The organism is Streptomyces sp. NPDC003943, assembly GCF_053605265.1.
Window position 1 is genome coordinate 17,184 of sequence record NZ_JBSGIW010000014.1, and the last position, 19,054, is coordinate 36,237.

A 19,054-nucleotide genomic window follows, 5' to 3' on the forward strand; every position below is an offset into this window, starting at 1 on the left:
AGCACACCAAGGAGCGGAAACACCGTGCTGAAGGGCTTCAAGGACTTCATACTTCGCGGGAACGTCATCACGATGGCCATCGGTCTGGCCGTCGGATCGGCCTTCACGGCCGTCGTGACCGGCTTCAGCAAGGCGTTCATCACCCCGCTCATCGGTCTGGCCACCGGCTCCGTCGGCGACTTCAGCGAGGCCAGCTTCACCGTCGGCGAGACGGTCTTCCCGTACGGCCTGGCGATCGCCGCCGCCATAGCGTTCATGATCACCGCCGCGGTGCTCTACTTCCTGATCGTCGTCCCCATGTCGAAGATCCAGGAGCGGTTCGCCAAGGAGGAGGCCCTCGACCCGAAGGCCGAGAAGCGCGACTGCCCGCGCTGCTTCACCGAGATCCCGGCCATCGCCTCCCGCTGCGGCCACTGCACCAGCGAGGTCGAGCCCGTCGCCGCCGCGCTCGTGAAGGCCGGCCTGGACAAGGTCCCCGCCCCCCGCTGATCACCCGTACGGCCCACACGGCAGCCCGTACGGCCCACACGGCGCCCCGTGCGGTGCGGGGAACCCGAGCCTCTCGCCTGGCGTTGACCAGGAGGGAAGGGTCCACTGGACGGTGGACCTTCGAAGCGACACTCGAAGCGAAAAAGGGTTCCCCTGCCGCACCACCTGGAGGGCGTACCGTGCACCGCCGGCACAACGGGCTGAGGACCGCCGTACTCCTCGGAGGGCTCTCGGCCCTCATCATCGTCATCGGCAGTTTCTTCGGACGTACGGGTCTGATCGTCGCCGTCTTCGTCGCGCTCGGCACGAACGCGTACGCGTACTGGAACAGCGACAAGCTGGCACTGCGCGCCATGCGCGCCCGCCCCGTGAGCGAGTTCGAGGCGCCGGCGCTCTACCGGATGGTCCGCGAGCTCTCCACCCAGGCCCGCCAGCCCATGCCCCGGCTCTACATATCGCCCACCCAGGCGCCGAACGCCTTCGCGACCGGCCGCAACCCGCGGAACGCGGCGGTGTGCTGCACCGAGGGAATCCTCGCCATCCTCGACGAGCGCGAGCTGCGCGGAGTCATCGGCCACGAGCTGAGCCACGTCTACAACCGGGACATCCTGATCTCCTCGGTGGCCGGCGCGCTCGCCTCCGTGGTGATGTTCCTGGTGAACTTCGCCTGGCTGATCCCGGTCGGCCGGTCCGACGACGACGAGGGCCCCGGCCTGCTCGGCATGCTGCTGATCATGATCCTGGGGCCGATCGCCGCCTCGGTCATCCAGCTCGCCGTCTCCCGCTCCCGCGAGTACCAGGCGGACGCCTCCGGCGCCCAGCTCACCGGCGACCCGCTCGCCCTCGCGAGCGCCCTGCGCAAGCTGGACGCCGGCACCCGGCAGCTGCCGCTGCCGCCCGAGCCGCGCATCGAGACCGCGAGCCACATGATGATCGCGAACCCCTTCCGCCCCGGACAGGGGCTGTCGAAGATGTTCTCCACCCATCCGCCGATGGCCGAACGCATCGCCCGGCTCGAACAGATGGCAGGTCGACGCCCGTGAAGACGATCCTCAACATCATCTGGCTCATCCTGAGCGGCCTCTGGCTGTTCATCGCCTACGTGCTGGCCGGGGTGGTGCTCTGCATCACGATCATCGGCATCCCCTTCGGGATCGCCGCCTTCCGCATCGCCCGCTATGCCCTGTGGCCCTTCGGGTACATGGCCGTAGACCGCCACGACGCGGGCGCGCCGTCCTGCGTCGGCAACGTGCTGTGGCTGGTCCTGGCCGGCTGGTGGCTGGCGCTCGGCCACATCGTCACCGGCATCGCGCAGTGCCTCACGATCATCGGCATCCCGCTCGGCATCGCCAACTTCAAGATGATCCCGCTGTCACTGATGCCGCTGGGCAAGGAGATCGTCCCGACCGACCGGCCGGACCCGGCCTGGGGCTCCTCCTACTAGGGGGCGTCTCGGCCCGGGACCGGCGAGTCAGGACCCGTGCGGGCGTCCCCGGCTGACCGCGTACGCCACCACGCCGACCGCGAGCACCCCCGTGCCGGCGAGCACGGCGGCCGGCGGCAGCGCGAAGGCGAGCGCCCCGCAGCCGGCGAGGCCGAGCAGGGCGAGCGGGCGGTCCCGGCGGCTCAGCGTCCACGCGGAGGCGTTCGCGATGCCGTAGTAGACCAGCACGCCGAACGACGAGAAGCCGATCGCGCCCCGCACGTCCGCCGTCGCCGCCACCACGGCCACCACCGCGCCCACCGCCAGCTCCGCCACGTGCGGCACCTGGTTGCGCGGGTGGACGGCGGCCAGCGGGGCCGGCAGATAACCGTCGCGGGCCATCGCGAGGGTCGTCCGGGACACTCCGAGTATCAGCGAGAGCAGCGAGCCGAGGGCCGCGACCGCCGCGCCCACGGTGACGACCGGCACCAGCCAGTCGGCGCCCGCCGCCCGCGCCGCGTCCGCGAGCGGGGCGGGCGAGGCGGCCAGACCGTGCGGCCCGAGGACGGCGAGGACGGTCACGGCGACGGCCCCGTAGACGACGAGCGCGATGCCGAGGGCGATCGGGATCGCCCTCGGAATGGTCCGCTCCGGGTCGCGGACCTCCTCGCCGAGCGTCGCGATCCGCGCGTACCCGGCGAAGGCGAAGAACAGCAGCCCGGCCGCCTGGAGCACCCCGCCCGGCGGGATCTCCCCGGCGAGCGCGAGCCGTTCGGTCCGCCCGGCCCCGGCGCCCGCCACCACGACGGCGGCCAGGACGGCGAGGACGAACGCCACGATCACCCGCGTCAGCCACGCCGACTTCTGCACCCCGCCGTAGTTGACGGCCGTCAGCGCCACGACCGCCGCGACCGCCACCGCGTGCGCCCGCCCGGGCCACAGGTACGACCCGACGGTCAGCGCCATCGCCGCGCACGAGGCGGTCTTGCCGACGACGAACGCCCAGCCCGCCATGTACCCCCAGAACGGGCCGAGCCGCTCCCGCCCGTAGACGTAGGTGCCGCCGGAGGCCGGATAGCGGGCGGCGAGCCGGGCCGAGGCCATCGCGTTGCAGTACGCCACCACGGCGGCCACCCCGAGGGCCGGGAGCAGCCCCGGGCCGGCCGCGCGGGCCGCGGGGCCGAGCGCCGCGAAGATACCGGCGCCGACCATCGAGCCGAGCCCGATCACGACGGCGTCGAACACCCCGAGGGTGCGGCGCAATTCCTGTGTCATGCTCCGCACATTAGGGGGTGCGGGGGTACGAGGGGCAACCGGCCGGGAACGCCGGGCGTCCTCTCTGACATGAGCATCATCGGATGGATCGTCCTCGGACTCCTCGCCGGAGTCATCGCCAAGATCCTGCTGCCGGGCCGCGACCCGGGCGGCCTGATCGGCACCACGGTCATCGGCGTCATCGGCGCCTTCGTCGGCGGCTGGCTGTCGGCCCACTTCCTGGACCGCCCGATCACCCGGGACTTCTACGACGGCGCCACCTGGCTGTCGGCGATCGGCGGCTCGCTGGTGCTGCTGATCGCGTACCGGATCCTGTTCGGCAACTCGCGCGAGCGTTAGGCGCCGATCGGCTCCAGTGCCCCCTCCAGCCCCAGGAGTCGTTCCTTGCGGTCGAGGCCGGCCGCGTAGCCGCGCAGGCTGCCGTCGGCCCCGATCACGCGGTGGCAGGGCCGCACCACGAGCAGCGGATTGCGGCCGATCGCGGTGCCCACGGCCCGTACGCCGGCGCCCGGGGAACCGACCCGGCGGGCGATCTCCCCGTACGAGACGGTCGTCCCGTACGGGATCTCCTCCAGGGCCCGCCAGACGCGCCGCTGGAACTCCGTGCCGGTCTCCTCGTACGGGAGGTCGAAGCCGGCCCGCCGCCCCGCGAAGTACGCGTCGAGCTGCCCCACGGCCTCCTCGAAGGCAGCGTCCGCGCGCACCCAGCCGTCGCGGACCTCCACGGCCCCCTTCTGCCCGGGCAGCGACAGCGAGGCGAGCACGGTCCGGCCGTCCTCGGCGAGCCGCCCGACGAGCAGCATCTCGCCCAGCGGGCCGTCGGCGTACGTGTACAAGGTGGTCATGGATCCAGTGTCCAAGACCCGGGGGCCTCTCACCGGCGGCTTTCGGACACCACCCTCACCCGGCGGCCAGGGCCGTGCCGATGACCGCCCGGCCCCGCCGGCCGACGCGACGGGCCGGGCCGTGGCGCCCGAACCCGTCGGAGCATGACCATCGCGACCGCCCAGGCCCGGAGGCCCGTGCAGGGCGCCGGTCAGCGGTAGTTGACGAACTGCAGGGCGAAGTCGAAGTCCTTGCCCTTGAGCAGCGCGATCACTTCCTGCAGGTCGTCCCGGCTCTTCGAGCTGACCCGCAGCTCGTCGCCCTGCACCTGCGCCTTGACGCCCTTGGGGCCCTCGTCGCGGATGACCTTGGCGACCTTCTTCGCGTTGTCCTGGGAGATGCCCTCCTGGATCGCGGCGAAGAGCTTGTACTCCTTGCCGGACAGCTGCGGCTCGCCCTCCACGTCCAGCGACTTCAGCGAGATGCCCCGCTTGATCAGCTTGGACTGGAAGATGTCGAGGATGGCCTTGACCCGCTCCTCGCCGTTCGCCTGCATCAGGATCTTCTCGCCCGACCAGGAGATCGAGGCGTTGGTGCCCTTGAAGTCGTAGCGCTGCGTGATCTCCTTGGCGGCCTGGTTGAGGGCGTTGTCGACCTCCTGCCGCTCGACCTTGGAGACGATGTCGAAACTGGAGTCGGCCATGAGGTGAGGCTCCTTGCTCGGATGCGTTCGGATACAGCACAAAGCGTAGCCACTGGCACCGCTGCGAACTCGTGATCAATCCGGTGGCGGAGCACCCCCGGGTATCAGGTATTGTTTTCCTCGTTGCCAGGGAGCGCAGCCGAAAAGCGGCTCCGGGGCAGCGATCCCATGGCGGTGTGCCCGAGTGGCCAATGGGAGCGGACTGTAAATCCGTCGGCTTAGCCTACCCAGGTTCGAATCCTGGCGCCGCCACGCGATGAGAACGGCCCCTGTTCTGCGAAAGCAGAGCAGGGGCCGTTCTGCATGTCGCGCCCATGCCTGTGGCGCACCCGGGAAGGGCGCGCCACGGACATGCGACTAGCCGCGCGGGATCGGTCCCCGCGGACGGTCCGGGTTCTCCGGATCGTCCGGGTCGAAGTCGGTGCCGCGGGAGGAGGTCGTCGGGTCGTCCGGCGGCCTCGGGTAGAACGGCAGCAGCGGCTGCATGATGTCCGCGCGGGACCAGATCCGGTACCGCGCCGGCTCGGCCGCGCGCTCGACCCACTGCTCGTCCGCGGGCTCGAAGTCCTCGGGAGGGACACCGGCCACCTGCAGCAGGTCCATCAGCATGCGGGTGGTCAGCGGGCCGTTCAGCTGCTCGGCGACGTCCTCCGAGCCCCAGCGGAGCACGGTCTCCGCGGCGCGGGTGAGGCCCTCGGCGCTGGCGGTCGGGAAGGCCAGCGCGAGCGACGCCCGCACGATCTCGACGGCGTCCTCGGAGCGCATCGCTCATCGCCTCCTTTCGCAGACGACGCAGAACCCTCTGCGCGCGGTCCACACAAGAGCCATCTTGCCGGTGCCCTGGGCCTGGCGGAGGCACTCGTGCCGGTCGAGATGGGCGTACTGCTGCGTGGACATCATGTCCCTGACGTACACCTCCCAGTGGTCCTGCGCCTTCGCCCAGTCGTTGCGGTGCGCGACCCGCACCCAGCTGTCGACGAAGTCCTGCCGCGCGTAGGTGCTGTGGAAGTACGTGGCCAGGTCGTCGATGAGGCCCGGCGGCCGCAGGCGCTGCTTCAGCCTGCGCTGCTGGAAGAGGGTGCTCGTCGATATCGACTTCACGCGGCTGATGCGCTCGGCGATCACATGGCCGGCGAACCCACCGATGATCGCCGGCACGACCAGCCAGCCGATCAGGGACGCCACCCACAGGAGCGTGTGCTCCGGCGCGTCGATGAGCGTGAACACGCGGTACACCTTGCTCGGGCTGGTCGCCCGGGCCGCGAACACGTACACCAGGAGCAGGCCGACCGCCATCGGCAGCCCCCAGTCCACGATCCACTGGGTCACGCCCTTCAGCGCCTTGCGCGACCGCCAGACGCGGCGGAGGCGCCGGAAGAGGCCACGGCGCCCGGGCGGCAGGTTGAGCTGGGCCGGGACCGGAATCGGTCCGAACGTCACGTGGTACCCCCCATGTGTCGTCGTCTTCGCGCGCAGGCCGTGCTGACGGCTCGCCAACTCGGCTACGGCGAAGGTCGATTGTGACGCACAGGGGTGAGGCGAGGGAAACGGGCGGCGGAAGCGCGAGGGGGCTCAGGGGGGGCTCGGGGGCCGGCTCAGTTGCCCGCGATGTCCTTCGCCGCGACCGACACCGGGACCGTGCCCGCGACGAGTTCGAGGGTGAGGCCCGCGGTGGCCGGGGTGTCGAGGAGCTCGGCCAGGACGGCGGCCACGTCGTCACGCGGGACCGGGCCGCGGCCCGTGTGGGCCTCCAGGCGGACCAGACCGGTGCCCGCGTCGTCGGTGAGCATCCCGGGGCGCAGGACCGTCCAGTCGAGGCCGGGGCGGGACCGTACGTCGTCGTCCGCGGCGCCCTTGGCGCGCAGATAGGCGTCGAACACCTCGTCGCCCTGGTGCCCGGCGTCGGCGCCCATCGAGGAGACGATGAGGAAGCGCCGTACGCCCGCGGCCTCCGCGCCGTCGGCGAAGAGGACCGCCGCCGCGCGGTCCACGGCGTCCTTGCGGTCCGCGCCGCTGCCCGGGCCCGCGCCGGCCGCGAAGACGGCCGCGTCGGCGCCCTGAAGGACCCTCCTGACGTCCCCCGGGGACGCCGACTCCAGGTCCAGGACGACCGGTTCGGCGCCGGCCTCCAGCAGGTCGTCCGCCTGTTCGGCGCGGCGGATGATCCCCACCGGATCGTGTCCGCCCGCGGCGAGCAGCCGCTCGAGCCGCAGGGCGATCTTTCCGTGTCCTCCAGCGATGACTACGCGCATACTCACGACCGTACGGCCCCCGGCCCGGCCGGGCCTCCCGAGTCGGGCCGTTCCGGCCGTTCCGGCCGCGTCTGCCGGGGCAGGTCGAGGGCCGCCGCCGAGTCGCAGTACTCGCGCACCGCGCTGGTCCGCGCCACCACCCGCCCCCGGTGCACCACGATCCGGCTGTACGCGAGGGAGAGCACGCCCGAGAGCCGCTCGCCGCGGACGGCGAGCAGCTCGGCCGGGAAGCCCGCCTCGACCCGGACCTCCGGAAGGCCCATCGCCGCCCGCGCGTCCGTGCTCACCGCCCCGTACGCCGCCTTCTCCGGCAGCCCGCCGAGCGAGGCCAGGAGATAGGCCGGCTCCAGCGGGTCGCCGCGTCCCACCGGGTTGCACACGTCCCGCAGCGCCCCGCCGCCCGCCGCGACCCGCACTCCGGCGGCCCGCAGCAGCCGCACGGGGGCCGCGCCGCGCAGTTCGGTCGCCCCGCAGCCGCCCTGGGGCAGGCAGACCACCGTCACGCCGGCCGCCGCCAGCTGGTCCGCCGCGCGCCGGGCCTGGTCCCCGGGAAGACGGGCGAGGCCCGCGCAGGGCCCGATCGTCACCCCGGGCCGCAGCCCGCCCGCCATCGCCGCGAGCCGCGCGAGCCGGGCCGGGTCGTCGCCGTCGGTGTGCAGGTCCACCGGGCAGCCGTGCTCGGCGGCGACCTCCAGGACCGCCTCCACGTAGCCGGTCGGGTCCGGATCGAGGTCCGGGCAGCCGCCGACCACCGCGGCGCCCATCTTCACGGCGTCCCGCAGCATCGCGAGCCCGTCCGCCCCGGCCACGCCGGTGAGCAGCCGCGGCACCGCCACCGCCGCCAGGTCGGCGAGCCCGCGCAGCGACCGCCGGGCCTGCAGGACCGCTTCCAGCGGGCCCAGGCCGTGCACGTCCCCGATCCGTACGTGCGCGCGCAGCGCGGTCGCCCCGTGTCCGAGCTGGAGCAGCGCGGCCTCGGTGGCCCGCCGCTGGACCTCGTCGGTGGTGTACGCGACGGGGCCCGGGGAGTCGGCGGTGAGCGCGGTGTCGGCGTGGGCGTGCGGCTCGGCGGGCGCGGGCAGCAGCAGATAGCCGGCCAGGTCGACGCGGGCCCCGACGGCGCTGAGGCTGCCGGCGGTGCCGACGGCCTCGATCCGGCCGCCACCGAGCCGCACGTCCACGGTGCGGCCGTCGGTCAGCCGCGCGTTGCAGAGCAGCAGCGATCCGGCCTCGGCGGGAGTGGCCGCGGCACGGTCGTCGGGCGAGGGCTGGGGCTGCTTGCTGTCGGCTGACATCGGGCTCCTCACGGCTCGCCAAAACCAAGATCACGCAGCGGTGGGCCCCGAGCCTAGGGGCGGCCACCGCGACCTTCGAGGAGGAGCGCAATAGTCGTACTGATGACTGCACGTGTGGCGTACGAGGCGGGTGCGGGGTGGTCGCGCAGGTGGCCCGGGAAACGGATTTGGGTGATGGGCCGAGGACCGTGTAATGTCTTCCTCGCTCGCCCCAATAGCTCAGTCGGCAGAGCGTCTCCATGGTAAGGAGAAGGTCTACGGTTCGATTCCGTATTGGGGCTCTGGTGAGAAGGAACCCGCCTTCGGGCGGGATCCGGATCATCAAAGCGGTGTAGCTCAGTCGGTAGAGCAAGCGGCTCATAATCGCTGTGTCACCGGTTCAAGTCCGGTCACCGCTACACACAGTAGCCGATTGTGGGGTCGGTCCTGCGATCGGCTACTCTTTTTCATGCGTTCATCCGTCCATCCGTCCGTCAAGGAGCACTCACGTGGCTGCCACCGACGTCCGCCCGAAGATCACGCTGGCCTGCGTGGAGTGCAAGGAGCGGAACTACATCACCAAGAAGAACCGGCGTAACAACCCGGACCGTCTTGAGATGAAGAAGCACTGCCCTCGCTGCAACTCGCACACCGCGCACCGCGAGACGCGCTAAACAGGCTCGTACACGAGGCCGTCCCCAGCAGGGGACGGCCTCGTGTCGTTTCCAGGCACCACTTGCAACACTTCCAGGAGGTTTCGAGGCCATGGCGCTCGACCAGTCCTTCGTGGGCCGGACCTATCCGCCCACCGCGCCGTACGAGGTCGGCCGCGAGAAGATCCGCGAGTTCGCCGAGGCGATCGGGGACGCCAACCCGGCGTACACCGACCAGGAGGCGGCCAAGGAGCTCGGCCACCCCGACGTCGTCGCCCCGCCGACCTTCGTCTTCGCGATCACCTTCAAGGCCGCGGGCCAGGTCGTCGAGGACCCGCAGCTGGGCCTGGACTACAGCCGCGTGGTGCACGGCGACCAGAAGTTCGCCTACACCCGGCCGGTGCGCGCCGGCGACCGCCTCTCGGTGACCAGCACCATCGAGGCCATCAAGTCCCTCGCCGGCAACGACATCCTGGACATCCGCGGCGAGGTCCACGACGAGACCGGCGAGCACGTCGTGACCGCCTGGACCAAGCTCGTGTCCCGCGCCCCCGAGGAGGCATGACCGTGACCGCGAAGATCGCTTACGACGAGGTCGAGGTCGGCACCGAGCTGCCCGCGCAGACCTTCCCGGTGACCCGCGCCACACTCGTCCGGTACGCCGGCGCCTCCGGCGACTTCAACCCGATCCACTGGAACGAGAAGTTCGCCAAGGAGGTCGGCCTCCCGGACGTCATCGCCCACGGCATGTTCACCATGGCCGAGGCCATCCGCGTCGTGACGGACTGGGCCGGCGACCCGGCGTCCGTCGTCGAGTACGGCGTCCGCTTCACCAAGCCGGTCGTCGTCCCGAACGACGACGAGGGCGCTGTGATCGAGGTCTCGGCGAAGGTGGCGGCGAAGCTGGACGACCGGCGGGTGCGCGTCGACCTGACGGCCGTCGCGGCGGGCCAGAAGGTGCTCGGCATGTCGCGGGCCGTGGTCCAGCTCGGCTGATGCCATGACCGCCGCGGGCCCCTTCCGTACGGGAGGGGCCCGTACTCTTGTGGCCGTGCACGTACTCCACGACGCCCCTCTCGCGCCCCTGACCACCTTCCGGCTCGGCGGGCCCGCCACCCGGCTCGTCACGGCCACCACCGACGACGAGGTGATCGCCGCGGTCCGCGAGGCCGACGCCGCCGGCACGCCGCTCCTGGTCATCGGCGGCGGGTCCAACCTGGTCATCGGCGACAAGGGCTTCGACGGCACCGCCCTGCACATCGCCACCCGGGGCTTCTCGCTCGACGGGACGGCGCTGGAGCTGGCCGCCGGCGAGGTCTGGACGGACGCCGTCGCGCGGACCGTGGAGGCCGGGCTCGCCGGGATCGAGTGCCTGGCCGGCATCCCCGGCTCCGCCGGCGCCACGCCCATCCAGAACGTCGGCGCGTACGGGCAGGACGTCTCCGCCACCATCACCGAGGTCGTCGCGTACGACCGGCGGGCCGAGGAGACGGTCGTCCTCACCAACGTCGAGTGCGCCTTCTCGTACCGCCACAGCCGCTTCAAGGACCAGCCCGACCGGTACGTGGTGCTGCGCGTCCGCTTCGAGCTGGAAGACGCCGACGGGATGTCGGCGCCGATCAAGTACCCCGAGACGGCCCGTGCGCTCGGCGTCGAGGCCGGCGACCGGGTGCCGCTCGCGAAGGCGCGGGAGACCGTCCTGAAGCTGCGGGCCGGCAAGGGCATGGTGCTCGACCCCGAGGACCACGACACCTGGTCGGCCGGCTCCTTCTTCACCAACCCGATCCTCACGGCGGGGGAGTACGAGACCTTCCTCGGCCGTGTCGCCGAGCGGCTCGGGCCCGACACCGCCCCGCCCGCGTACCCGGCGGGCGAGGGCGGCGCGGTGAAGACCTCCGCGGCCTGGCTGATCGACAAGGCCGGCTTCGTGAAGGGCTACGGCTCCGGGCCGGCGCGGATCTCGACCAAGCACACCCTCGCCCTCACCAACCGGGGCGAGGCGACCACGGAGGACCTGCTCGCGCTCGCCCGCGAGGTCGTCGCCGGGGTGCGGGACGCCTTCGGGGTCACGCTGGCCAACGAGCCGGTGACGGTCGGCGTCGAGATCTGAGATCGGATCCTGGATCCAAGCTCCTGGATCCAAGCTCCTGGATCCAAGCTCCTGGATCCAAGCTCCTGGATCCAAGCTCCAGGATCCAAGCTCCAGGATCCAAGCTCTTGGATCCAAGCTCCAGGATCCGGTCTTTCGGATCCTGGATCCGATCAGTACGCCACGCCCACACCCTGCTTCACCGTCGCCGTGTCGTCGACCATCGCCAGCATCGCGTGCGCCACGTCCGCGCGGGCCAGCGTGCGGCCGCGCGGCGGGGTGCCGCCGACCACGCGGCGGTAGCGGCCGGTGACCGGCCTGTCGGTGAGACGGGGCGGGCGGACGGCGGTCCAGTCGGTCGCGCTCGCGGCGAGCGCGGCCTCCATCTCGCGCAGGTCGGCGTAGACGTCCTTCAGCAGGGCGTTGACGACCGCGAGCACCGCCTTGTCGGTGACGCCCTGGCCGGCCGGGACCGGGCCGAGGGGCGCCGCGCTGACGACGAGAAGGCGGCGAGTGCCGGCCGCCTCCATGGCGTGCAGGACCGAGCGCGTCAGCCGGGCCGCGACGCCGGCGTCCGCGCGGCTGCGGGCGCCGAGGCCCGAGAGGACCGCGTGCCGGCCCGAGACGGCCGTGCGCAGGGACTCGGGGTCGGTGAGGTCGGAGCGGAAGACGTCGAGGCCGGGGCCCGTGACGGTGAAGCGGGCCGGGTCACGGACCACGGCGGTCACCTCGTGGCCCGCGGCCAGGGCCTGACGGACGATTTCCTGGCCGATGCCGCCGGTGGCACCGAAGACGGTGAGCTTCATGGCACACCCTCCTAGGGATGGGTAAGTGTTCACTCACCTCTAGAGTGGGTAAGTACTCACTCACTCGTCAAGCCGTCATCGGGAGTCGCCGTGGACCAGAAGCCGACCCGGACCCGGATCGTCGACGCCGCGCGCGACCTCATGCGCACGGCCGGCCTGGCCCGTACCACCACCAAGGAGATCGCGAAGGCGGCCGGCTGCTCCGAGGCGGCGCTCTACAAGTACTTCTCCAGCAAGGAGGAGCTGTTCGTCACCGTCCTCAACGAACGGCTTCCGCGCCTCGGCACTCTCCTCGGCACGCTCGCCGTCGACCCCCAGGGGCGCGGCGTCGAGGAGAACCTCGTGGAGATCGCCCGCCGGGCCGCGCTCTTCTACGAGCAGACCTTTCCGATGGCGGCCTCCCTCTACGCCGAGCCGCAGCTCAAGGCCCGCCACGAGGAGGTCATGCGGGAGCTCGGCGTCGGCCCGCACCTGCCCATCGAGGGCCTCGCCGAGTACCTCCGCGCCGAGCAGGCGCACGGCCGGATCTCCGCCGGCGCCGACTGCCAGGCCGCGGCGAGCCTGCTCCTCGGGGCCTGCGTGCACCGGGCCTTCGCCTGGGAGATGTCCCCGGACGGCAGGCCCCCGCAGTCCCTCGACGACTTCGCCCGGTCGATCGCCCGCACGCTGACGGCCGGGATCAGCTGACCGGGACGGGCACCGCCAGCCAGTCGTCGATCCCGGACAGCAGCTTCTGCCGGACGTCCTCCGGCGCCGCCGAGCCCCGCACCGACTGCCGGGCCAGCTCCGCCAGCTCCGCGTCCGTGAAGCCGTGGTGCTCGCGGGCGATGGCGTACTGCGCGGCGAGCCGGGAGCCGAAGAGCAGCGGGTCGTCCGCGCCGAGGGCCATCGGGACGCCTGCGTCGAAGAGGGTGCGCAGCGGCACGTCCTCGTGCTTCTCGTACACGCCGAGCGCCACGTTGGACGCCGGGCACACCTCGCAGGTCACCTGCCGCTCCGCGAGCTTGCGCAGCAGCCGCGGGTCCTCCGCGGCCCGCACGCCGTGCCCGACCCGGGCGGCCCGCAGGTCGTCCAGGCAGTCCCGTACGGAGGAGGGGCCGGTCAGCTCGCCGCCGTGCGGGGCCGCGAGCAGGCCGCCCTCGCGGGCGATGGCGAAGGCCCGGTCGAAGTCGCGGGCCATGCCCCGGCGCTCGTCGTTGGAGAGCCCGAAGCCGACCACGCCCCGGTCCGCGTACCGCACCGCGAGCCGGGCCAGGGTGCGCGCGTCCAGCGGGTGCTTCATCCGGTTCGCCGCGATCACGACCCGCATCCCGAGCCCGGTCTCGCGGGAGGCCGCCTCCACCGCGTCCAGGATGATCTCCATGGCCGGGATGAGACCGCCGAGCAGCGGCGCGTACGAGGTGGGGTCGACCTGGATCTCCAGCCAGCCCGAGCCGTCCCTGACGTCCTCCTGGGCCGCCTCGCGCACCAGCCGCTGGATGTCCTCGGGCTCGCGCAGGCAGGAGCGGGCGATGTCGTAGAGCCGCTGGAACCGGAACCAGCCGCGCTCGTCCGTGGCCCGCAGCTTGGGCGGTGTACCGCTCTTGAGCGCCTCGGGGAGGTGCACCCCGTACTTGTCGGCCAGCTCGATCAGGGTGGTGGGCCGCATCGAACCGGTGAAGTGCAGGTGCAGATGGGCCTTCGGAAGGGTGGCGAGGTCGCGGTAAACGTGCTCCATTGGCTGATCCTGCCGCACCCGAATGGACGAATACAGTCCGTTTCCCCGATCGGGACCTTGCTAGAACGTAAAAACGGGCCCCCGCTTCCGGAGAAGCGGGGGCCCTACCAGACCTGAACGTCAAAGGGAGCTAGTCGCGCGCCTCGGCGAGCAGCTTCTGGATCCGGGACACGCCCTCCACCAGGTCCTCGTCGCCCAGCGCGTAGGAAAGGCGCAGGTAGCCCGGCGTGCCGAAGGCCTCGCCCGGGACGACCGCGACCTCGGCCTCGTCCAGGATCAGCGCGGCCAGCTCGACCGAGCTCTGCGGGCGCTTGCCGCGGATCTCCTTGCCGAGCAGACCCTTCACCGACGGGTACGCGTAGAACGCGCCCTCCGGCGTCGGGCAGTAGACGCCCTCGATCTCGTTCAGCATCCGCACCATCGTCTGGCGGCGCCGGTCGAAGGCCCTGCGCATCTCGGCGACCGCGTCCAGGTTCCCGGAGACGGCGGCGATCGCGGCCACCTGCGCCACGTTGGAGACGTTGGAGGTGGCGTGCGACTGCAGGTTGGTCGCGGCCTTCACGACGTCCTTCGGGCCGATGATCCAGCCCACGCGCCAGCCCGTCATCGCGTACGTCTTGGCGACACCGTTCACGACGATGCACTTGTCGCGCAGCTCCGGCAGGACCGCCGGGAGGGACACGGCGGAGGCGTCGCCGTAGACCAGGTGCTCGTAGATCTCGTCCGTGAGGACCCACAGGCCGTGCTCGACGGCCCAGCGGCCGATCGCCTCGGTCTCGGCCTCCGAGTAGACGGCGCCGGTCGGGTTGGACGGGGAGACGAAGAGGACGACCTTGGTCTTCTCCGTGCGCGCGGCCTCCAGCTGCTCCACCGAGACCCGGTAGCCGGTCGTCTCGTCGGCCACGACCTCCACCGGGACACCGCCGGCGAGGCGGATCGACTCGGGGTAGGTGGTCCAGTACGGGGCCGGGACGATGACCTCGTCGCCCGGGTCGAGGATCGCGGCGAACGCCTCGTAGATGGCCTGCTTGCCGCCGTTGGTCACGAGGACCTGGGAGGCGTCGACCTCGTAGCCGGAGTCGCGCAGCGTCTTCGCGGCGATGGCGGCCTTCAGCTCGGGCAGACCGCCGGCCGGCGTGTAGCGGTGGTACTTGGGGTTCTTGCACGCCTCCACGGCCGCCTCGACGATGTAGTCCGGCGTCGGGAAGTCGGGCTCACCCGCGCCGAAGCCGATGACCGGGCGCCCGGCGGCCTTGAGGGCCTTGGCCTTGGCGTCGACGGCGAGGGTGGCGGACTCGGAGATCGCACCGATCCGGGCGGAGACCCGGCGCTCGGTGGGAGGGGTAGCAGCGCTCATGCGGCCATCGTCCCAGACCCCGTCACGGCCCGGCACGCGGGTTTCACGGAGCGGACAGGAACGGTCATTCCCGGTCGTACACGGTGTCCCAGCGGTGTTCCGGTGGCGTTCTGACGGGGTTCCGGTGGCGTTCCGGTGGGGTCTCGGGAGGGGCGTTCGGCAGGTCGGCGCGTTACCTGTTCGACGTAAGGCCCCATGACCACGTACACTCACTGATCGTTGGCCCGCACCGACCACATCTCACGATGCGGTAGGTTGGGGAAGCCACAAAGGGTCGTAGCTCAATTGGTAGAGCACCGGTCTCCAAAACCGGCGGTTGGGGGTTCAAGTCCCTCCGGCCCTGCTACACACACCGCCAGGTTGTGTGCGCATGTACGTACTTCAATGCACCGCCGTGCGGCTCCATTCCGGGCGCGGCACGGCCATGACCCGGAATCAGGTGAGAGTTCGTGACGGACGCCGTAGGCTCCATCGACATGCCTGATGCCGAGGACGCTGCTCCCGAGTCGAAGAAGAAGGCCCGGAAGGGCGGCAAGCGCGGGAAGAAGGGCCCCATGGGCCGTCTCGCGACTTTCTACCGCCAGGTCGTCGCCGAGCTCCGTAAGGTCGTCTGGCCTACGCGCAATCAGCTCACGACGTACACCACCGTGGTGATTGTCTTCGTTGTCATCATGATCGGTCTCGTGACCGTGGTTGACTATGGCATTCAGGAAGCAGTCAAGTACGTCTTCGGCTGACTTTTTGTTCCACCCCATCTGTATCGCAGGAAGAAGCAGCCACCGTGTCTGACGCGAACCTGAACGACGCCTTCGAGTCCGAGTCCGTCGAGGACGAGCTGGACATCGTCGAGGCGGCCGACGAGGACCAGGCCGAAGCTGCGGACGCCGAGGCCGGCGAGGCCGCCGAGGAAGCCGCCCTGGAGATCGAGTCCGACGAGGACGCCGAGCTCGAGGAGTCCGAGGAGTCCGACGAGGACGAGGACACCGAGGTCGCCGACCTCGAGGCCGCCGAGGAAGAGGCCGAGGAGGCCGAGGAAGCGGAAGAGGCCGCCGAGCCCGCCGCTCCGGTCGACCCGGTCGCCGCGCTCCGCGACGAGCTGCGCGGTCTGCCCGGCGAGTGGTACGTGATCCACACCTACGCGGGCTACGAGAAGCGCGTGAAGGCCAACCTGGAGCAGCGTGCCGTCTCGCTGAACGTCGAGGACTTCATCTACCAGGCCGAGGTCCCCGAGGAAGAGATCGTCCAGATCAAGAACGGCGAGCGCAAGAACGTCCGGCAGAACAAGCTGCCCGGTTACGTGCTCGTCCGCATGGACCTGACGAACGAGTCCTGGGGTGTCGTCCGCAACACGCCCGGCGTCACCGGCTTCGTGGGCAACGCCTACGACCCGTACCCGCTGACCCTGGACGAGATCGTCAAGATGCTCGCCCCGGAGGCCGAGGAGAAGGCCGCCCGCGAGGCCGCCGAGGCCGAGGGCCGTCCGGCTCCCGCCCGCAAGGTCGAGGTCCAGGTGCTCGACTTCGAGGTCGGCGACTCGGTCACCGTCACCGACGGTCCCTTCGCCACCCTCCAGGCCACGATCAACGAGATCAACGCCGACTCGAAGAAGGTCAAGGGCCTCGTCGAGATCTTCGGTCGCGAGACCCCGGTCGAGCTCAGCTTCGACCAGATCCAGAAGAACTGACACACCAGGTTTCCGGACAGGTCAGAGGGGCTGTGACAGCCGCTCTGACCTGCTCGGTTTTTAGCCGCACCGCCATACCCGTTATCGTGGTGCGGTATGCCTCCATCCGGATGACCGGATGGATCGGCTGAAAACTCTCACTAGGACCCGGAGAGAGCTATGCCTCCCAAGAAGAAGAAGGTCACGGGGCTTATCAAGCTCCAGATCAACGCCGGTGCGGCCAACCCGGCCCCGCCGGTCGGCCCCGCGCTGGGTCAGCACGGCGTCAACATCATGGAGTTCTGCAAGGCCTACAACGCCGCGACCGAGTCGCAGCGCGGTTGGGTCATCCCGGTGGAGATCACGGTCTACGAGGACCGTTCCTTCACCTTCATCACGAAGACCCCGCCGGCCGCGAAGATGATCCTCAAGGCCGCGGGCGTGGAGAAGGGCTCCGGCGAGCCGCACAAGACCAAGGTCGCCAAGATCACCGAGGCGCAGGTCCGCGAGATCGCCACCACCAAGATGCCCGACCTCAACGCCAACGACCTGGACGCCGCGTCGAAGATCATCGCCGGCACCGCCCGTTCCATGGGCATCACGGTCGAGGGCTGATCAGCCCCGTAGTCCTCCAGTGGTAGGGCCGGCGCTGGCCCGCACCACGACTCCATACCTGAAACACCAGGAGCAGAAGTGAAGCGCAGCAAGTCCCTCCGGGCTGCCGACGCCAAGATCGACCGGGAGAAGCTCTACGCCCCGCTCGAGGCCGTGCGTCTGGCCAAGGAGACCTCCGCCACCAAGTTCGACGGCACCGTCGAGGTGGCCTTCCGTCTGGGCGTCGACCCGCGCAAGGCCGACCAGATGGTCCGTGGCACCGTGAACCTTCCGCACGGCACCGGTAAGACCGCCCGGGTCCTGGTCTTCGCGACCGGTGACCGTGCCGAGGCCGCGATCGCCGCGGGCGCCGACATCGTCGGTTCCGACGAGCTCATCGACGAGATCTCCAAGGGCCAGCGCCTGAACGAGTTCGACGCCGTCGTCGCCACCCCGGACCTCATGGGCAAGGTCGGCCGCCTCGGCCGCGTGCTCGGTCCGCGTGGTCTCATGCCGAACCCGAAGACCGGCACCGTCACCCCGGATGTCGCCAAGGCTGTCAACGACATCAAGGGCGGCAAGATCGAGTTCCGCGTCGACAAGCACTCGAACCTGCACTTCATCATCGGCAAGGTGTCCTTCGACGACGCCAAGCTGGTGGAGAACTACGGCGCGGCCCTGGAGGAGATCCTCCGTCTGAAGCCGTCCGCCGCCAAGGGTCGCTACATCAAGAAGGCCGCCATCGCCACCACGATGGGCCCCGGCATTCCGGTCGACCCGAACCGCACCCGCAACCTCCTCGTCGAGGAGGACCCGGCCGCGGTCTGAGCCTGACAGCTCGGGAGCCGTTCGCGGCTCCAGCGTCCTGAAACCGCCCCTCGGGCCTCTTCGGAGGCCCGGGGGGCGGTTTTTCGTTGGGGCGCTGTCGGTGCCCTGGGCTACGGTCGTCCGGGGCAAGACAAGCGATCCGCAAGGGGTGGGGACTCATGACCGTGTCCGTGTCTGCATGGAAGCGCGCGGGGGTGGCCCTGACGGCCGTGGCCGTCGTGACGGGCGTGGCCGGCTGCCAGGACGACGGCGCCGAGGGCCAGAAGAAGCCCGCGGCCGCGCCGGCGAAGGCGCAGGGCCTCGGAGACGTGACGAAGGTGCTCACGGCCGCGTACGAGAAGACCTCGGCCGCCAAGTCGGCCAAGTTCACGATGACGATCGAGATGGCGGGCGCGGGCGCCGAGGCCGGCACCACCACCATGTCCGGTGTGCAGGGCTGGGACCCGGCCGTCATGGACGTGACGATGAACGGCGGCATGTTCGGCAAGGGTGCCGGCGGGCCCGAGAAGATCCGCATGATCATGCGGGACAACGTCATGTACATGGACATGGGCGCGAAGCAGGCCGCCCAGATGGACGGCAAGCGCTGGATGAAGATGGACTTCGCGGCCATGGCCAAGGAGTCCGGCGACCCGGCCCTGCAGAAGCAGATGACCCAGGGCCTGGGCGGCACCAACCAGGACCCGGCGCAGCAGCTCGCCCTGCTCCTTGGCTCGCCCGGCATCAAGCACGTCGGCCCGGAGAAGGTCGGGGGCGTCCAGACCGAGCACTACAAGGGCTCGATCAGCTTCGACGAGGCCGTCAACACCAACAAGGGCTTCGAGGGCCTGTCGGAGAAGGACCGCAAGGCCCTGCTCGACGGCGTGAAGAAGGCCGGTGTGAAGGGCTACGACACCGAGATCTGGGTCAACGAGGACGGCTACCCGGCCAAGATGGTCGTCGGCATGAAGATGCCGCAGGGCGCCATGAAGGTCACCGCCCTCTACTCCGACTACGGCACCCAGGCCACCGTCCAGGCACCGCCGGCCAAGGACACCTTCGACTTCATGGAGATGATGAAGCAGCTCGGCCAGGGCACCCAGGGCTGATTTGCCCCCGGCCGTCCC

The 19,054-nt window shown here is 70.7% G+C and carries 24 protein-coding genes and 4 tRNA genes; 18 read left to right on the plus strand and 10 right to left on the minus strand.

The annotated features are described in order from the left end of the window. Positions 1-24: 24 nt before the first annotated feature. The 3 genes from mscL to ACWEV0_RS08615 all read left to right on the plus strand — a co-directional run bounded on the left by mscL (position 25) and on the right by ACWEV0_RS08615 (position 1,933). Positions 25-489 carry a large conductance mechanosensitive channel protein MscL gene (gene mscL, locus ACWEV0_RS08605; protein ID WP_453147664.1) on the plus strand — a complete coding sequence of 155 codons (465 nt, stop codon included), beginning with the start codon at positions 25-27 and terminating at the stop codon, positions 487-489. 179 nt (positions 490-668) lie between these two features. Then, complete coding sequence (gene htpX, locus ACWEV0_RS08610; RefSeq protein WP_453147666.1) at positions 669-1,532, plus strand: zinc metalloprotease HtpX; 864 nt, start codon at positions 669-671, stop codon at positions 1,530-1,532. Further along, complete coding sequence (locus ACWEV0_RS08615; RefSeq protein ID WP_453147667.1) at positions 1,529-1,933, plus strand: YccF domain-containing protein; 405 nt, start codon at positions 1,529-1,531, stop codon at positions 1,931-1,933. Before htpX ends, ACWEV0_RS08615 begins: the two co-directional genes overlap by 4 nt. Positions 1,934-1,960: 27 nt before the next feature. Here ACWEV0_RS08615 and ACWEV0_RS08620 read toward each other — a convergent pair whose 3' ends face one another. Beyond that, on the minus strand, positions 1,961-3,187 hold the full coding sequence (locus ACWEV0_RS08620; protein WP_453147669.1) for an APC family permease: 1,227 nt from the start codon (positions 3,185-3,187) through the stop codon (positions 1,961-1,963). Between the two features lie 69 nt (positions 3,188-3,256). On the opposite strand from ACWEV0_RS08620, the gene ACWEV0_RS08625 reads away from it, so the two are divergent. Further along, on the plus strand, positions 3,257-3,526 hold the full coding sequence (locus ACWEV0_RS08625) for a GlsB/YeaQ/YmgE family stress response membrane protein (protein WP_453147671.1): 270 nt from the start codon (positions 3,257-3,259) through the stop codon (positions 3,524-3,526). Here the strand turns inward: ACWEV0_RS08625 and ACWEV0_RS08630 are convergent. Together ACWEV0_RS08630 and ACWEV0_RS08635 are read right to left on the minus strand one after the other, a co-directional pair. Continuing rightward, a complete protein-coding gene (locus tag ACWEV0_RS08630; RefSeq protein WP_453147672.1) occupies positions 3,523-4,032 on the minus strand; it encodes a methylated-DNA--[protein]-cysteine S-methyltransferase in 510 nt (169 codons plus the stop codon). The two genes, ACWEV0_RS08625 and ACWEV0_RS08630, sit on opposite strands and share 4 nt — an antisense overlap. Positions 4,033-4,223: 191 nt before the next feature. Continuing rightward, positions 4,224-4,715, minus strand: a complete 492-nt coding sequence (locus tag ACWEV0_RS08635) for a YajQ family cyclic di-GMP-binding protein (RefSeq protein ID WP_453147674.1) — start codon at positions 4,713-4,715, stop codon at positions 4,224-4,226. A gap of 170 nt (positions 4,716-4,885) precedes the next feature. Here ACWEV0_RS08635 and ACWEV0_RS08640 point away from each other — a divergent pair. Next, a tRNA-Tyr gene (locus ACWEV0_RS08640) sits at positions 4,886-4,967 on the plus strand. A 105-nt stretch (positions 4,968-5,072) separates the two neighbouring features. On the opposite strand, the gene ACWEV0_RS08645 is transcribed toward ACWEV0_RS08640, so the two are convergent. From ACWEV0_RS08645 to ACWEV0_RS08660, 4 genes are all read right to left on the minus strand, one after another. Then, a complete protein-coding gene (locus tag ACWEV0_RS08645) occupies positions 5,073-5,480 on the minus strand; it encodes a hypothetical protein (protein WP_453147676.1) in 408 nt (135 codons plus the stop codon). Between the two features lie 3 nt (positions 5,481-5,483). Beyond that, the gene (locus tag ACWEV0_RS08650; RefSeq protein ID WP_453147678.1) at positions 5,484-6,155 is read right to left on the minus strand and encodes a DUF6313 family protein; all 672 of its coding nucleotides are present in this window, start codon (positions 6,153-6,155) and stop codon (positions 5,484-5,486) included. A 155-nt stretch (positions 6,156-6,310) separates the two neighbouring features. Further along, positions 6,311-6,967, minus strand: coding sequence for an SDR family oxidoreductase (locus tag ACWEV0_RS08655; RefSeq protein ID WP_453147680.1), 657 nt, complete (start codon positions 6,965-6,967; stop codon positions 6,311-6,313). A 2-nt stretch (positions 6,968-6,969) separates the two neighbouring features. Continuing rightward, positions 6,970-8,262 carry an amidohydrolase family protein gene (locus ACWEV0_RS08660; RefSeq protein WP_453147682.1) on the minus strand — a complete coding sequence of 431 codons (1,293 nt, stop codon included), beginning with the start codon at positions 8,260-8,262 and terminating at the stop codon, positions 6,970-6,972. Positions 8,263-8,470: 208 nt separating this feature from the next. Between ACWEV0_RS08660 and ACWEV0_RS08665 the strand changes: the two genes are divergently transcribed. From ACWEV0_RS08665 to ACWEV0_RS08690, 6 genes are all read left to right on the plus strand, one after another. Then, positions 8,471-8,543, plus strand: a tRNA-Thr gene (locus ACWEV0_RS08665). A 44-nt stretch (positions 8,544-8,587) separates the two neighbouring features. Continuing rightward, positions 8,588-8,660 (plus strand) — tRNA-Met (locus tag ACWEV0_RS08670). Positions 8,661-8,750: 90 nt separating this feature from the next. Then, on the plus strand, positions 8,751-8,915 hold the full coding sequence (gene rpmG, locus ACWEV0_RS08675; protein WP_003956487.1) for a 50S ribosomal protein L33: 165 nt from the start codon (positions 8,751-8,753) through the stop codon (positions 8,913-8,915). A gap of 91 nt (positions 8,916-9,006) precedes the next feature. Continuing rightward, positions 9,007-9,459 (plus strand): FAS1-like dehydratase domain-containing protein, encoded by a 453-nt coding sequence (locus ACWEV0_RS08680; RefSeq protein ID WP_453147684.1) that lies wholly within the window; start codon positions 9,007-9,009, stop codon positions 9,457-9,459. A 2-nt stretch (positions 9,460-9,461) separates the two neighbouring features. Then, positions 9,462-9,890: a MaoC family dehydratase gene (locus ACWEV0_RS08685; protein ID WP_453147686.1), complete on the plus strand. Its 429-nt coding sequence runs from the start codon at positions 9,462-9,464 to the stop codon at positions 9,888-9,890. Positions 9,891-9,894: 4 nt separating this feature from the next. Then, positions 9,895-11,004 carry a UDP-N-acetylmuramate dehydrogenase gene (locus tag ACWEV0_RS08690; RefSeq protein ID WP_453147687.1) on the plus strand — a complete coding sequence of 370 codons (1,110 nt, stop codon included), beginning with the start codon at positions 9,895-9,897 and terminating at the stop codon, positions 11,002-11,004. A 152-nt stretch (positions 11,005-11,156) separates the two neighbouring features. On the opposite strand, the gene ACWEV0_RS08695 is transcribed toward ACWEV0_RS08690, so the two are convergent. Next, the gene (locus ACWEV0_RS08695; protein ID WP_453147689.1) at positions 11,157-11,789 is read right to left on the minus strand and encodes an NAD(P)-dependent oxidoreductase; all 633 of its coding nucleotides are present in this window, start codon (positions 11,787-11,789) and stop codon (positions 11,157-11,159) included. 90 nt (positions 11,790-11,879) lie between these two features. Here ACWEV0_RS08695 and ACWEV0_RS08700 point away from each other — a divergent pair, with 90 nt between their 5' ends. Continuing rightward, positions 11,880-12,476, plus strand: a complete 597-nt coding sequence (locus tag ACWEV0_RS08700) for a TetR/AcrR family transcriptional regulator (RefSeq protein WP_453147691.1) — start codon at positions 11,880-11,882, stop codon at positions 12,474-12,476. On the opposite strand, the gene ACWEV0_RS08705 is transcribed toward ACWEV0_RS08700, so the two are convergent. Both ACWEV0_RS08705 and ACWEV0_RS08710 read right to left on the minus strand, forming a co-directional pair. Further along, positions 12,469-13,506, minus strand: coding sequence for an adenosine deaminase (locus ACWEV0_RS08705; protein ID WP_453147693.1), 1,038 nt, complete (start codon positions 13,504-13,506; stop codon positions 12,469-12,471). The two genes, ACWEV0_RS08700 and ACWEV0_RS08705, sit on opposite strands and share 8 nt — an antisense overlap. A gap of 130 nt (positions 13,507-13,636) precedes the next feature. After that, positions 13,637-14,863: a pyridoxal phosphate-dependent aminotransferase gene (locus ACWEV0_RS08710; protein WP_453147695.1), complete on the minus strand. Its 1,227-nt coding sequence runs from the start codon at positions 14,861-14,863 to the stop codon at positions 13,637-13,639. A 270-nt stretch (positions 14,864-15,133) separates the two neighbouring features. On the opposite strand from ACWEV0_RS08710, the gene ACWEV0_RS08715 reads away from it, so the two are divergent. From ACWEV0_RS08715 to ACWEV0_RS08740, 6 genes are all read left to right on the plus strand, one after another. Then, a tRNA-Trp gene (locus ACWEV0_RS08715) sits at positions 15,134-15,206 on the plus strand. 106 nt (positions 15,207-15,312) lie between these two features. Then, positions 15,313-15,600: a preprotein translocase subunit SecE gene (gene secE, locus ACWEV0_RS08720; RefSeq protein WP_453147696.1), complete on the plus strand. Its 288-nt coding sequence runs from the start codon at positions 15,313-15,315 to the stop codon at positions 15,598-15,600. Between the two features lie 44 nt (positions 15,601-15,644). Beyond that, on the plus strand, positions 15,645-16,547 hold the full coding sequence (nusG, locus tag ACWEV0_RS08725) for a transcription termination/antitermination protein NusG (protein ID WP_453147698.1): 903 nt from the start codon (positions 15,645-15,647) through the stop codon (positions 16,545-16,547). Between the two features lie 159 nt (positions 16,548-16,706). Further along, on the plus strand, positions 16,707-17,141 hold the full coding sequence (gene rplK / locus ACWEV0_RS08730; RefSeq protein ID WP_030494213.1) for a 50S ribosomal protein L11: 435 nt from the start codon (positions 16,707-16,709) through the stop codon (positions 17,139-17,141). Positions 17,142-17,219: 78 nt separating this feature from the next. Next, the gene (gene rplA / locus ACWEV0_RS08735) at positions 17,220-17,948 is read left to right on the plus strand and encodes a 50S ribosomal protein L1 (RefSeq protein ID WP_403795361.1); all 729 of its coding nucleotides are present in this window, start codon (positions 17,220-17,222) and stop codon (positions 17,946-17,948) included. A 158-nt stretch (positions 17,949-18,106) separates the two neighbouring features. Then, positions 18,107-19,036: a hypothetical protein gene (locus ACWEV0_RS08740; RefSeq protein ID WP_453147700.1), complete on the plus strand. Its 930-nt coding sequence runs from the start codon at positions 18,107-18,109 to the stop codon at positions 19,034-19,036. Positions 19,037-19,054 lie beyond the last annotated feature (18 nt).

Bases quoted from the DNA above. Each gene is read 5' to 3' on its own strand.
- ACWEV0_RS08620 (WP_453147669.1), bottom strand. From the start codon at position 3,187: ATGACACAGGAATTGCGCCGCACCCTCGGGGTGTTCGACGCCGTCGTG.
- ACWEV0_RS08625 (WP_453147671.1), top strand. From the start codon at position 3,257: ATGAGCATCATCGGATGGATCGTCCTCGGACTCCTCGCCGGAGTCATC.
- ACWEV0_RS08630 (WP_453147672.1), bottom strand. From the start codon at position 4,032: ATGACCACCTTGTACACGTACGCCGACGGCCCGCTGGGCGAGATGCTG.
- ACWEV0_RS08635 (WP_453147674.1), bottom strand. From the start codon at position 4,715: ATGGCCGACTCCAGTTTCGACATCGTCTCCAAGGTCGAGCGGCAGGAG.
- ACWEV0_RS08645 (WP_453147676.1), bottom strand. From the start codon at position 5,480: ATGCGCTCCGAGGACGCCGTCGAGATCGTGCGGGCGTCGCTCGCGCTG.
- ACWEV0_RS08655 (WP_453147680.1), bottom strand. From the start codon at position 6,967: ATGCGCGTAGTCATCGCTGGAGGACACGGAAAGATCGCCCTGCGGCTC.
- ACWEV0_RS08660 (WP_453147682.1), bottom strand. From the start codon at position 8,262: ATGTCAGCCGACAGCAAGCAGCCCCAGCCCTCGCCCGACGACCGTGCC.
- ACWEV0_RS08680 (WP_453147684.1), top strand. From the start codon at position 9,007: ATGGCGCTCGACCAGTCCTTCGTGGGCCGGACCTATCCGCCCACCGCG.
- ACWEV0_RS08690 (WP_453147687.1), top strand. From the start codon at position 9,895: ATGACCGCCGCGGGCCCCTTCCGTACGGGAGGGGCCCGTACTCTTGTG.
- ACWEV0_RS08695 (WP_453147689.1), bottom strand. From the start codon at position 11,789: ATGAAGCTCACCGTCTTCGGTGCCACCGGCGGCATCGGCCAGGAAATC.
- ACWEV0_RS08705 (WP_453147693.1), bottom strand. From the start codon at position 13,506: ATGGAGCACGTTTACCGCGACCTCGCCACCCTTCCGAAGGCCCATCTG.
- ACWEV0_RS08710 (WP_453147695.1), bottom strand. From the start codon at position 14,863: ATGAGCGCTGCTACCCCTCCCACCGAGCGCCGGGTCTCCGCCCGGATC.
- rplK (WP_030494213.1), top strand. From the start codon at position 16,707: ATGCCTCCCAAGAAGAAGAAGGTCACGGGGCTTATCAAGCTCCAGATC.
- ACWEV0_RS08740 (WP_453147700.1), top strand. From the start codon at position 18,107: ATGACCGTGTCCGTGTCTGCATGGAAGCGCGCGGGGGTGGCCCTGACG.